Source organism: Curtobacterium sp. MMLR14_006 (assembly GCF_001864985.1).
Classification (GTDB): Bacteria; Actinomycetota; Actinomycetes; order Actinomycetales; family Microbacteriaceae; genus Curtobacterium.
This window is the reverse complement of record NZ_MJGU01000007.1, coordinates 13,380-26,071: the sequence shown is the minus strand read 5'-3', so window position 1 is coordinate 26,071 and position 12,692 is coordinate 13,380. Positions and strand designations below refer to the sequence as shown.

At 72.9% G+C, this 12,692-nt stretch carries 7 protein-coding genes; 1 reads left to right on the top strand and 6 read right to left on the bottom strand.

Annotated features, from left to right (window positions below; genetic code table 11):
• Positions 1 to 24: 24 nt before the first annotated feature.
• From BIU94_RS02740 to purN, 4 genes are all read right to left on the bottom strand, one after another.
• Complete coding sequence (locus BIU94_RS02740; protein ID WP_254782948.1) at positions 25 to 1,947, bottom strand: ABC transporter ATP-binding protein; 1,923 nt, start codon at positions 1,945 to 1,947, stop codon at positions 25 to 27.
• Positions 1,944 to 3,767, bottom strand: coding sequence for an ABC transporter ATP-binding protein (locus BIU94_RS02735; RefSeq protein WP_071253985.1), 1,824 nt, complete (start codon positions 3,765 to 3,767; stop codon positions 1,944 to 1,946). Before BIU94_RS02735 ends, BIU94_RS02740 begins: the two co-directional genes overlap by 4 nt.
• A 556-nt stretch (positions 3,768 to 4,323) precedes the next feature.
• Complete coding sequence (gene purH / locus BIU94_RS02730; protein ID WP_071253983.1) at positions 4,324 to 5,958, bottom strand: bifunctional phosphoribosylaminoimidazolecarboxamide formyltransferase/IMP cyclohydrolase; 1,635 nt, start codon at positions 5,956 to 5,958, stop codon at positions 4,324 to 4,326.
• Positions 5,955 to 6,548 carry a phosphoribosylglycinamide formyltransferase gene (gene purN / locus BIU94_RS02725; RefSeq protein WP_071253981.1) on the bottom strand — a complete coding sequence of 198 codons (594 nt, stop codon included), beginning with the start codon at positions 6,546 to 6,548 and terminating at the stop codon, positions 5,955 to 5,957. The genes purH and purN overlap by 4 nt, the downstream gene beginning before the upstream one ends.
• Positions 6,549 to 6,689: 141 nt before the next feature.
• Here purN and BIU94_RS02720 point away from each other — a divergent pair, with 141 nt between their 5' ends.
• On the top strand, positions 6,690 to 7,238 hold the full coding sequence (locus BIU94_RS02720) for a hypothetical protein (protein WP_071253978.1): 549 nt from the start codon (positions 6,690 to 6,692) through the stop codon (positions 7,236 to 7,238).
• Positions 7,239 to 7,456: 218 nt separating this feature from the next.
• Here the strand turns inward: BIU94_RS02720 and BIU94_RS17650 are convergent, their stop codons facing one another.
• Together BIU94_RS17650 and BIU94_RS17645 are read right to left on the bottom strand one after the other, a co-directional pair.
• Positions 7,457 to 9,397 (bottom strand): DUF6350 family protein, encoded by a 1,941-nt coding sequence (locus BIU94_RS17650; protein WP_071253976.1) that lies wholly within the window; start codon positions 9,395 to 9,397, stop codon positions 7,457 to 7,459.
• Positions 9,398 to 9,569: 172 nt separating this feature from the next.
• On the bottom strand, positions 9,570 to 12,500 hold the full coding sequence (locus tag BIU94_RS17645) for an IPT/TIG domain-containing protein (RefSeq protein WP_071253974.1): 2,931 nt from the start codon (positions 12,498 to 12,500) through the stop codon (positions 9,570 to 9,572).
• Positions 12,501 to 12,692: the final 192 nt, after the last annotated feature.

Sequence of the window (12,692 nt, the reverse complement as noted above, 5' to 3'; positions counted from 1 at the left end):
GCGTCGACCGTCAGCGGGTGCGGCTCACACGAGCGAGTCGCGCCAGGCGGCGTGCAGCTGGGCGAAGCGCCCGGTGCCGGCGATGAGGTCGGCGGGGGTGCCGTCCTCGACGACGCGGCCGTGCTCCATGACGAGCACGCGGTGCGCGATCGCGACGGTCGACAACCGGTGCGCGATGATCACCGCGGTGCGGTCGGCGAGCAGGGTCTCCAACCCCTCCTGCACGAGCCGCTCCGACGGGATGTCGAGCGACGCGGTCGCCTCGTCGAGGATGAGCACCTTCGGGTCGGCGATGAACGCGCGGGCGAACGAGAGCAGCTGCCGCTGGCCGGCGGAGACGCGCCCGCCGCGCTTGTTCACGTCGGTGTCGTACCCGTCGGGCAGCGCCATGATGAACTCGTGCGCGCCGACGGCCTTCGCCGACGCCTCGATCTCGGCCCGGGTGGCCCCGGGCTTGCCGAGCGCGATGTTGTCCGCGACGGTGCCGGAGAACAGGTACGCCTCCTGCGTCACCATGACGATGGCGCGGCGCATGTCCTTCGGCTCGAGGTCGCGCAGGTCGACGCCGTCGAGCTGCACCGAGCCGCGGGACGGATCGTAGAAGCGCGCCATGAGCTTGGCGAGCGTCGACTTGCCCGCGCCGGTCGACCCGACGAGCGCGATGGTCTGCCCGGCCGGGATGTGCAGGTCGAACTCCGGCAGCACGACCTTGCCCGCGTTGTACGCGAACTCGACGCCGTCGAAGTCCATCTTCCCGTGCGCGTCCGGCAACCGGACGGGCTGCACCGGGTCCGGCACGCTCGGCCGTTCCTCGAGCACGCCGGAGATCTTCTCCATCGCGGCCGAGGCCGACTGGTACCCGTTGTAGAACATCGCGAGCTCCTGCGCCGGGTCGAAGAACCGCTTGGCGTACAGGGCGACGGCGAGCAGCACGCCGACCTCGAGCGAGCCACCGACGATGCGGAAGCCGCCGACGATGACGACCGCGGCGAGCGTGACGTTCCCGATGAGCACGAGGATCGGGTCGAACGTGCCGAACAGGTTGAACACCTTCGTGTTCGCCACGCGGTACGCCTCGACGAAGCCGCCGTACTCGTCGCGGTTGCGGGACTCCTTGCGGAACGCCTGCACCGCGCGGATGCCCGTCATCGTCTCGACGAAGTGCACGATGACCCGCGCCGAGGTGGTGCGGGTGGACCGGAACAGCGTCTGCGAGTTCGTCTGGAACCAGCGGATGAGGAACCAGAGCGGCACGAGCGAGATCGCCAGCACGAGGCCGGAGACTGGGTCGAGCAGGACGAGCGCCACGGCGGTGAACACCATGTAGAGCACGCCCTGGATGAGCTGGTTCAGCCCGGAGTCGAGCAGCTCGCGGATCGAGTCGAGGTCGCTCGTCTGGCGCGAAATGATCCGGCCCGACGTGTACGTCTCGTGGAACTCGAGCGACAGCCGCTGCGTGTGCAGGAACACCCGCTTGCGCAGGTCGATGAGGATCGCCTGGCTGATCCGGGCCGCGAGCACCGTGTACCAGGCGGCGAGGACCGCACCGAGCACCGCGATGACGACGTACGCCGACACGACACCGAACGCCGGTGCCCAGTCGTCCTGGTCGATCACCCGGGGCAGCGCCTCGTCGATGCCCCACGCGATGAGTGCCGGCCCGGCGACGGTGCCGGCGGTCGAGACGACCACGACGACGCCGAGCAGCACGAGCCGCGCCTTCAGCGGCGCCGCGAGCGACCCGAGCAGGGCGAGGGAGCGGCGCCGCAGGCGCTTGCTCTCCGCCTTGGTGAAGTCGCCACGCTCCTCGCCGCGCACCCCCAGGGTGGTGATCGAGGCGGTGATCGGTGCGGCAGCCTGCGCGTCGGCGACGTCGTCGATGACCGGATCCGCGCCTCCCGAGCCGGCCGACGTCCCCACGGGCAGGTTCTGTTCCTGCTGACTCATGCCATCGCCTCCTCGCGGGCGTCCGCATCGTCGTCGTCGAGCGACGAGATGACGTACCGGTAGTGCTCGTTGGTGGCCATCAGCTCCGAGTGGGTGCCGACGGCGGTGACCGTGCCGTTCTCCATGAGCGCGACGCGGTCGGCCAGGGTGACGGTCGACGGTCGGTGCGCCACGATGAGCGACGTCGTGTCGGCCAGCACCCGGCGCAGGCCGGCCTCGACCCGCGCCTCGGTGTCGACGTCGAGCGCCGACAGCGGGTCGTCGAGCACGAGCACCGACGGCCGCGCGGCGATCGCCCGCGCCAACGCCAGACGCTGTCGCTGTCCGCCGGAGAGCGACAGGCCCTCTTCGCCGACGCGGGTGTCGACGCCGTCGGGCAGGTCGTCCACGAAGGACGCCTGCGCGATGTCGAGGGCCTCGCGCATCAGCGCCTCGGCCTCGTCGCCCGTGACGTCCGGGCGGCCGAGCAGCACGTTCTCGCGCACCGTCGTCGAGAACAGGGTGGCGTCCTCGAAGGCGACCGCGACGTGGCGACGCAGCTCCGCTCGGGTGAGGTCGCGGACGTCGACGCCGTCGATCGTCACGGACCCGCCGGTGACGTCGTACAGCCGCGGGACGAGCGCGAGCAGCGTCGTCTTGCCGGACCCGGTGAGCCCGACGAGCGCCATCGTCTCGCCCGGCTCCAGCCGCAGCTCGACGCCGTTCACCAGGTCCGGGTACTGCGGTGCGGAGTCCTGGTAGCGGAAGTGCACCGCGTTGAACGCGAGCGCGCCGTGCGGCTCGGGGATCGTCTTCGGCTCGGCCGGGTCGGTGATGGTGTTCTCGGAGTCCATGACCTCGAAGAAGCGGTCGACCGCCGTCCTGGTGTCGAACGTCATCGACAGGAAGAAGCCGATCGACTCGATCGGGAACCGCAGCACCGTGGCGGTCGCGAAGAACGCGAAGAGCTGCCCGACGGTCATCTCGCCCTGCGACGCCAGCCAGATGCCGGCCAGCAGGCAGAGCGCGAAGGCGACGTCCGGCACGAGCAGCAGCCACAGCCAGATGCTCGCGATGGCCTTCGCCTTCTTGATCTCGGTGCCGCGGAGCGCCTCGGCCTGCTCGCTGAACTCGTCGAGCTTCGCGCCGCCGCGGCCGAACGCCTTGAGCACGCGGATGCCGTGCACCGACTGCTCCACGCTCGTGGCGAGGTCGCCGACCTGGTCCTGGCTGCGGCGTGCCACGACGGAGTACCGGCGCTCGAACAGCAGCCCGTTGATCCACAAGGGGATCGACGCGACCAGGAAGATCAGGGCGAGCAGCCACCCGAAGGTGAACAGCACGACGAAGCCCACCGCGATCGTGATGATGTTCACCACGAGCAGGACGACGCCGAACGCCAGCCAGCGGCGGATCAGCGACAGGTCCGACACCGAACGGGACAACAGCTGCCCCGACTCCCACCGGTCGTGGAAGGACACGGGCAGGTCCTGCAGCTTCGCGTACAGGGCGTTGCGCATGCTCGACTCGATGCGCGTCGACGGCCGCATCACCAGGCGGCGACGCGAGGCGATGAAGAACGCCTCGAGCAGGCCGAGCGCGAGCACCGCGAGGCCGGCCGGCCAGATCTGCGCCGAGTCGCGCGACGACAGCGGACCGTCGACGAGCCACTGCAGCACGTAGGGGATGGCGAGCGCCACCAGGGAGGCACCCATCGCTGCGGCCATGCCGGCGATGAGGCGGCCCTGGTGGGGCTTCACGTAGGGGAGGATCCGCGCGATCGCACGCAGGGTCGTCGGGCGGGAGGTGGACGGGCGCGCCGTGGTGGGCGACTTGGACATGGGTTGCGTCCTCATGCGTCTGCCGGGTCCCCGGGTCGCGCTGCGCGTGCGGTGCTCGCGTGTTGCCTGCGTGCGTCGTGTGCGCGGCCTCGACCTGGAGGCTCGGTGTGGCGTTGCGTGGTGATCATCGGCCGGGCGCGTGGTCACGCCGCCGCCGTCACGTCCGTGACGTCGGCCGGGCCGGAGGGCACCGGGGGATGGTCGTCCCCCGGGTTCAGGCGGGTGGTCCGCGACGCCGTCGACCGGCGCCGCGAGGCCGTGGGGACGGCCCGACTAGGCGGCGGCCGCGACGCGGGGTCGCGGGGCGATCAGGGATCGTCGTGCGGGAGCGGTCCCCACGACGGACTCCAGACCCGCACGGGCAGCCATCGCCACTGTTCCGGTCGTGTCGTCCATCGTCACTCCAGTCGTCGTCTTCGTCTCCGTGGTGTCCGCGGTGCCGCCGATCCCGAGGGACCGTCGACTGCCTGCCGCGGAGCCTTACAGACTATTCACAGGAGGACGCCGTGCGCAATGGTGCGCCACGAATTCGTCCGATCAGTGGACGAAGTGCCGCTCAGTGGAAGAAGTGCCGCTCGCCCGTGAAGTACATCGTCACGCCGGCGGCCTGCGCCGCGGCGACGACCTCGTCGTCACGGACGCTGCCACCGGGCTGGGCGACCGCGCGCACGCCGGCGTCGAGCAGGACCTGCAGGCCGTCGGCGAACGGGAAGAACGCGTCCGACGCCGCGACGCTGCCGGCCGCACGGTCCCCCGCACGGTCCACCGCGAGGTGGCAGGAGTCGACCCGGTTGACCTGGCCCATGCCGACACCGACGCTCGCGCCCTGGTTCGCCAGCAGGATCGCGTTCGACTTCACCGAGCGGCTCGCCTTCCACGCGAACGCCAGGTCGACGAGGGTCTGCTCGTCGGCCGGCTCGCCGGCGACCAGGGTCCACGTGGACTGGTCGAAGCCGGTGAAGCGGTCGGCGTCCTGCACGAGGAAGCCGCCGGAGACCTGCTTGACCTCGCGGTCGGCGAGCGCGAAGCCCGACGGCAGCGTGAGCAGGCGGATGTTCTTCTTCCGCGACAGGATCTCGAGGGCCTCGGGGTCGAACGCCGGGGCGACGACGACCTCGGTGAAGATGTCCTGCACCGTCTCGGCCATCTGCTTCGTCACGGTGCGGTTCGCGGCGATGACCCCGCCGAACGCCGAGAGCGGGTCGCAGGCGTGCGCGGCCGCGTGCGCGGAGGCGATCGGGTCGGCGGCGTCGGCCGGGGCGATCGCGATGCCGCACGGGTTGGCGTGCTTGATGATCGCCACCGCCGGCTCGTCGAAGTCGAACGCGGCCCGCACGGCGGCGTCGGCGTCGACGTAGTTGTTGTACGACATCTCCTTGCCGTGCAGCTGCGTCGCCTGCGCGATGCCGGTGCCGTCGGGCAGCGTGTACAGCGCGGCGGCCTGGTGGGCGTTCTCCCCGTAGCGGAGCGTGGCGGACAGCTCGGCCGTGAGCGACAGCTGCTCGTCGAAGGTGCCCGGCGTCTCGAGGTCGGTGCCGGTCGTCGCGGCGGCGGCGGCCGCGACGACGTCGCTCGCGAAGTAGCTCGCGACGGCGGTGTCGTAGGCCGCCGTGTGCGCGAAGGCCTGGGCGGCGAGGCGCTTGCGCAGCTCGAGCGGGGTGCCGCCGGCACGGACGGCCTCGACGACCTCGGCGTAGGACGCCGGGGACACGACGATCGCGACGTTCGGGTGGTTCTTCGCCGACGCACGGACCATCGCCGGGCCGCCGATGTCGACGTTCTCGACCACCGTGCCGGTGTCGGCGCCCGAGGCGACCGTCTCGACGAACGGGTACAGGTTCACGACGACGAGCTCGAAGGGCGCGATGCCGAGGTCGGCGAGCTGCTGCTCGTGCGACTCGAGCCGCAGGTCGGCGAGCAGGCCCGCGTGCACCGAGGGATGCAGGGTCTTCACGCGCCCGTCGAGCGACTCCGGGAAGCCGGTGACGTCCTCGACCCCGGTGACCGGGAACCCGGCGTCGCGGATGGCCTGGGCGGTGGAGCCCGTCGACACGATCTCGACGCCGGACTCGGCCAGGGCGCCGGCGAGCTCGAGCAGGCCGGACTTGTCGCTCACCGAGATGAGGGCCCGGCGCACCGGGACGACGTCGCGGTCGCGGTAGAGGCTGGGGTCGGCTGCGTGCACGCTCATGCGCTCGGGGTGTCCTTCAGGTCGGTGGTGCCGTTGGCGATGTCGAGGATGGTCTGGATGAGCAGGCGACGCTCGACCGGCTTGATGCGGTCGTGCAGCGTCGACTCGGTGTCGCCCGGCAGCACCGGGACGCGTTCCTGCGCGAGGATCGGGCCGCTGTCCACCCCGTCGTCGACGGTGATGACGCTCGCGCCGGTCTCGGTGACGCCCGCCGCCAACGCGTCGCGGACGCCGTGGGCGCCGGGGAACTCGGGCAGGTACGCGGGGTGCGTGTTGATGATCGCCGGGGCGAACTCGGACACCACCGCGGGCGGCAGCAGTCGCATGAGACCGGACAGGACGAGCAGGTCGGGCGACCACGGGCGGATCTGCTCCGCGAGCGCCTCACCCCACTCGGCACGGGTCGCGTAGCGGGAGAACGGCACCGTGAACGTCGGGATCGAGAACTCCTCGCCCAGCCCGAGGCCCTCGGCGTCGCGGTCGGCCCCGATGGCGACGACACGGGCGGGGTACTCGGCGTCGAAGGTCGCTTCGAGCAGGGCTCGGAGGTTCGACCCGGTACCGGAGATCAGGACGACCAGTTCGAGCACGGCACCAACCCTAGCGGGACCGGCGGTCGCGTGGACAGACGCGGCAACGATTGGAAAACGTCACATGTTGCCGTCTACCTGCTGGAACACTACCTTTGCGCCGTGGGCTGCAAGGCGGCAGCCCCTGATCAAGGGGAAACAATGACGAATTTCCGCGCTTCCCTCACCGGGATCGCACTCTCGACTGTCCTGATCGCCGGAGGTCTGACGTTCGCGTCACCAGCGACCGCGGTCGAACAGACCGTCCCGGCGAATGCCTACGAGCGCCTGGCGGAGGTCTCACCGACCGAGATTGCTCAGGCCATCGCTGAAGCGGACGGAGCCGGCCTCGTGAAGAAGCAGACGAGCGCCCCGAACGGCACGGTCACCACCACCATCGACCTCGGGGAAGGGTTCGAGTTCGAGCTCGTCCAGCAGAGCGATGACCAGCGGATCGGCGTCGGGAAGGACACCAGGGGCGCCTACGTCTCGTTCAACGCGACCGACCAGAACATGATCATCAATGGAGCAGCCTTCGGCTTCGGCGCCGGACTGTGCGCTGTCGGAGGTCCGGCCTTCTGCGTGATCACCGGTGCGATCATCACCATGGCGACCGTTGCGATCACCGGCAACGGCGCCATCCGCTGCGGGACGAAGGCGCTCCGCGTGTACCCCTTTGCCGGCGGTCGGGTCAAGCCGCGATGCGCGTAGTGAACGGGAGAGCAGTGCGCAGGATCGTCGGCGGTGTCCCGTTCGCCATCACCGTGAGCCTCGGGCTGGTCGTGCTCGGGGCTGTCGTCGGGGCAACTGCTTCGTCGAGTGGTTCGTGGTTCCATCCAGCAGCCGCGGCGGTGTGCTTGTTCGCGGCGATCCTCTGTACCGGAGCGGCCCTCATCCGCCGACATGGTCAGCGCTGACGAACACCTCCGTCAGTGATCGTCCTTCGGACGGCGCCACCAGGGCAGCTCGTCCTCGGGGATCTGGTCGGTGGCGTCCCAGGTCGTCTGGCGGGCCGGCTGCGCGCTCCGCCCCGGCCGGTCGCCGTGCACCTCCACGACCGGTTCCGCGTCCTCGACGTCGTCACGACCCGCGACGAACTCCTCGGTGCTCCAGGGGAACGCGGGCTGGGCGTCGGTGCGGTCCCGCTCCGGTGTGGCCGCCGGCCGCTCGGCCGCCGTGCGCTCCGAGCCGTCCCGCTGCCCGGCCACGCGGTCGCGCAGTCCGGCTGCACGCCCGCGCAGGCCGCCGGCGCGCTGCCGGACCGAGCCGGCGGCGTCGGACAGCCGGTCGCGCAGGCCAGCCAGAGCGGCGCCGCCGCCGCTCCGACGTCCGTCCGACGGCGCCTCGGTGACGCGGTCGGCGGCGACGGTGTCGGTCGCCGCCCAGGCCGGCAGTGCGACGTCGTGGTCGGTGTCGCGGACGACGTGGTCGTCGGACACGGGCTCGGTCGGCAGGGCCGCGCCCGCCCGGTCCGCTGCCGCGACGGTGGCACCGTCGTGCGACTCCTCGACCACGAAGCGGTGCACGTCGGTGGTCCGTCCGGCGCCCGCCCGGTCCAGGGCTGCCAGCAGCGAGCCGGCGTGGGCGTCGGCCGCAGCGGCGTGCTCGTCGTCGTGGTCGGCCTCGGTCCAGCGCTCGCGGCCCCGCTCCGGGAACCGCACCAGGTCGCTGCCGGCGGCGAGCGCGAGGATCGCCGGCACCCCGACCTCGAGCGCGGCGAACGCACCGACGGTGAGCGCGTGCGGACCGACGTCGGCCAGCCGGCCGGGGCCGAGGGACCCCGACGACAGCCAGGCGACCAGGCCGGTCGCGACGCCGGCGACGAGCCCCGTGACGACGCCGCCCAGGGCACGGTGCAGCGCCGAGTCGGCAGTGCCGAGTGCCCGGACGAGCCGCGGCCGCATCGCCCCGCCGACGGCGAACCCGGCGACGACGGGCACGAGCACCCAGACCAGCCCGAAGGTGTGGCCTGAGGTCGGCAGCGCGCCGAACACCGGCAGCCCCGGGATCGGCCCGAGCGTCGTCGCGATCGGCGACACGCTCGACCCCGTGCCGATGGCGAAGCCAGGACCGACGAGCCACGACGTGGCCCAGCCGACCAGGTCCGGCAGGAAGGCGAGTTGTCCGACCGTGATGGCCACGCCGCCGACGACGCCGGCGTGGGACTGCTCGTACAGGGTGATGACCTCGGCGAACGAGGTGAAGAGCAGCAGGCCGACGACGAGCCCGGCGACCGCGACGACGACCGCGGTGGCGGCGGTGCCCGCGCGCAGTCCGAAGCCGACCACGGCGCGCCACACGGCGGGGACCCGGTCGAGCAGGTCGAGCAGCCGTTGGGTACCGGCGTCGGCGGGCAGCCCGCGTCGGCGGCGGCAGACCTCGGAGGTCCAGAGCGCCGGGATGCCGAACCAGAGCGCCGGCAGCACCACCGCCTGCCAGATCGTCGGCCGGGTGGCCGCCGAGGTCGAGGTCGCCGCGACGGCGAGGCCGAGCAGGGCGACGGCGGCGGTGCCGACGAGCAGCCCGGTGGTGCGGTGCTCGGTCTCCGCGAAGCGCCGTCCGGCACGGCCGCCGAGCCACGCGGTGACGACCGCGAAGCCGAGCGCGGCGATCGTCACGTGGACGGGGTCGCCGGCGCCGGGTATCCCGGTGCTCTTCGCGGCCGCGGCACCGAGCAGGAACGTCACGTCGACGCCGTGGCCGACGAGCCAGACGCTGCCGGTGGCCTTCCAGAACACGTCCCAGTCGACCTGCAGGCCGTACTCGAAGCCCCACAGGAGCGTGAGCGGGACGAGGGCGATCCCGATGCCGACGCCGACCGTCACGACCGCCTCGATCGCGGCGAGCAGAGCGGTTCCCAGGCGGTTCATCGCAGCGAGGATACGGCCGTCGCTCGTCCGTCCGGCCCCGGCGCGCGGCCGCTCCGGCAAAACGCCGGTGATCGTGCGACGCGCCCTCGCAGGTGGCGCGGTGGCACCGCGGACGACGGGAGGCCCCCCACCTGTTGGTGGGGGGCCTCCCGTCCGTGCCGGGTGACGACCGTCAGCGCACCGCGCGGCGGCGACGGGCGACGAGCGCTGTCCCGAGGCCGGCGAGGACCAGCAGCCCGGCGGCCAGGAGCGGACCACGGACCTCGGCACCCGTCCAGGCGAGCGCACCGTCGTCGTCGCCCCGTGCCGGGACCGCACCGGGCGTCGCCGAGGGCGCCGGGGCGCCGGGTGCCGCCGGGTCGGTCGGCTCGGCGGTGGGATCCTCGGAGGGCTCCTCGGTGGCGACCGGGGCGACCGGACCCGATGCGGAGACGCCGGTCACCGTGCCGTCGGCGTCCACCGCGAACCAGAGCCGCGCCGTCCGCGCACCGGCGGTGACGACGAGCTCGTGGCTGCCGGCCTCGAGCGCCGGGAGCGCGGCGGTCGCGTCGAGCGCACCCGCGTCCGACGTCGTGCCGGTGTAGACCGTGGTCGGCGTGGAGTGCACGACGGCCTCGACGTCCTGCCCGGCGGCGAAGCCCGAGGCGTGGATCGCGAACCGGGCGCCGTCCACCGCGTCACCGGCGCGGAAGCCGGCGTCGATCGTCAGGGCCGGCGTCGTGGCGTAGGTGAACGCGCCGGCGGCCCGTGCCGCACCCCAGGGGTTCGTCACGACGACGTCGACGGCGTCGTCCGCGGCCCGCGGCTCCGACTCCGGCGCGAGCACGGTGAGCGAGGTCGACGTGTTCGTCGCCGTCGTGTCGACCCGGGCCTCGACGCCGCCGATGGTGACGGTGGCACGGTCGAGGTCGGTGCCCGAGACCGTCACGGCGTCGCCGGCGTCGCCCGTCGCCGGGGACACGGCGGTGATGGTCGGCACGGAGGACGCGACGACCAGGGTGTGGTCGACGCTGCCCGTGAAGCCGTCGCCGCCGGTCGCCGTGACGGTGAACGCGGACGAGCCGGACACGGTCGGGATCCCGGTGAGCGTGCCGTCGGCCTCGAGCTCGATGCCCGCCGGCAGGGCGCCGTCGGTCACCGCGAAGGTGTACGTGTCGCTCCGGTCGCCCGAGGCCGTGAGGGCCTGCGCGTACGGGGCCCCCTGCTTGCCGTCGGGCAGCTCGGTCGGGCTGACCGTGATGACGGGTGCGGTGAAGCGGAAGCGGCCCGCCTCGCTCGTCGCACTGGTGCCGCCGGACGTGGTGACGGTCACGTCGACGACGCCCTCCGAGGACGCCGGGGTGACGGCGGTGATCTCGGTGTCGGAGCCGACCGTGTACGACGCGGCCGCTGCGTCACCGAACGAGACGGCGGTGGCGCCGGTGAACCCGGTGCCGCGGATCGTCGCCGTCGTGCCGCCGTAGACCACGCCCGACGCGGGCGAGACCTCGGAGACCGTCGGGACGGCCACGCGCACCGCGGAGCTGTAGGCGCGGGAGCCCGTGTCGCCGTTGGCGTCGGTGGCCGTGACGGTGAACACCGTCGTCGTGGCCTCGGTCGGGGTGCCGCTCAGCACACCGCCGGCGCTCAGCGTCAGGCCTGCGGGGAGCACCCCGGCCGTGACCGCGAACCGGTACGGCGCGTTGCCGCCCGAGGCGCTGAGCTGCTGCGAGTAGGCCGCACCGACCTGGGGTGCCGGGAGCGTGGCGGGTGCGACCACGACGGTCGCCGCGGTGACGACGAGCCGGTCCGCGTCGCCGGTCGCGCTCGTACCGCTCGGGTTCGTGACGGTCGTGTCGACCGTGCCCACCGGGATGTCGGCCGGGACGACCGCGGTGACCCTCGTGTCGGACGCGACCACGAACGACGCGGCGGGCGTGGTGCCGAAGCGGACGGCGGTCGCCCCCGTGAAGCCGGAGCCGGTGATCGTGACCGTCCGCTGCGCGCCGCGTTGGACGGTGCCCGGCGAGACGGCGGAGACGTTCGGTGCCGGGGTGTACGTGAAGGCCCCGACGACGGGGTAGGTCACGCCGCTGATCGTGGTGACCTCGACGCGCTGCGGCCCGCCGGGCAGGTTCTGCTGCACCGGGACGGTGGCCACGATCTCGGTGTCCGTGGAGGAGCGCACGGGTGCCGCGACGCCCGCGACGCGGACGGTCGAGCCGGCGAGACCGGAGCCGGTGATGACGATCCGGTCGCCCGCGAAGCCGTTGGCCGGCGACACGAGCGTGAGCTTCGACGGCCACGCGATGGTGACGGAGCCGTTGCCGCCGTGGTTCGCGATCGCGCCGGAGAGCTCGCCGGCGAAGTAGGAGCTGCCGCCACCGCCGCCACCGGCACCGCCGTTGACGAACGCACCGGCGCCGCCGCCGCTGTAGCCACCGCCGCCACCGGCCGAGTTCCCGTTGGAACCGCCACCGCCGCCGAAGCCACCGCTGCGCGCGGCGCTGCCGCCGGCGCCGCCGGCCGCCACTGAGAGTCCCGCACCGCTGCCGGCGCCGTTGCCGAGGAGACCGCCACCGCCGCCGGCGTTCGAGCCGCCGCCACCGCCGCCACCAGCCGTGCCACCGGCGCCGCCGCCGTTGTCGCCGGGGTTCGCGGTCGTCGTGGTGGTCGCCGGGTAGCCGTAGCGGTTCGAGCCGGTACCGCCGCCACCGCCGGCCGCGGCGAGGATGCCGGCCTGGTCGGGCGTGGTGTAGATGAACGAGCCACCGCCACCGCCACCGCCGGTCTGGTACTGGCGACCGTTCGCGCCCATCGTGCCGACGAGGATCTTGAGCTGCTGGCCGGGGGTCACCGGCAGTGTGCCGGTGAGCTCGGCTCCGGCGGCACCGCCGTCGTAGCCGGCACCGCCCTGGGCGCCGGCGATGTCGACGTAGACGCGGTCGACGCCCGCCGGGACGGTCCACGTCTGGACGGCACCGGTGGCCGGGAAGGTGACGGACGAATCGGTGGTCGAGGCGGAAGCCGGGACGGCCGTGGCGACGGCGACGGCAGCGGCAGCGGCGAACGTGCTGACCACGATGCCGAGCGCGAGCGTGCGTGCGCGCAGTGCGTTGTGCATGGGGACGAGTGGGCCTTCGTTCGGGTCGGAGGGGCGCGCTCATCAAAGCAGTCCCCACCCCGCTCCGGGGGCTCCACGTGCCCCCACTTCGGGGCGACACGCGGGCGGGCGGCCGCCCCGACGACGGGAGGCTCGGTGCGGAACCCGCACCGAGCCTCCCGGCTTCGTCCCGATCCGTCTGCCGGGCGGTGG

What these genes read in the sequence shown, in the direction of transcription:
- BIU94_RS02740 (WP_254782948.1), bottom strand. Translation starts at nt 1,947, where the DNA reads ATGAGTCAGCAGGAACAGAACCTGCCCGTGGGGACGTCGGCCGGCTCG.
- purH (WP_071253983.1), bottom strand. Translation starts at nt 5,958, where the DNA reads ATGAGCGTGCACGCAGCCGACCCCAGCCTCTACCGCGACCGCGACGTC.
- BIU94_RS02720 (WP_071253978.1), top strand. Translation starts at nt 6,690, where the DNA reads ATGACGAATTTCCGCGCTTCCCTCACCGGGATCGCACTCTCGACTGTC.
- BIU94_RS17645 (WP_071253974.1), bottom strand. Translation starts at nt 12,500, where the DNA reads ATGCACAACGCACTGCGCGCACGCACGCTCGCGCTCGGCATCGTGGTC.
- BIU94_RS17650 (WP_071253976.1), bottom strand. Translation starts at nt 9,397, where the DNA reads ATGAACCGCCTGGGAACCGCTCTGCTCGCCGCGATCGAGGCGGTCGTG.
- BIU94_RS02735 (WP_071253985.1), bottom strand. Translation starts at nt 3,767, where the DNA reads ATGTCCAAGTCGCCCACCACGGCGCGCCCGTCCACCTCCCGCCCGACG.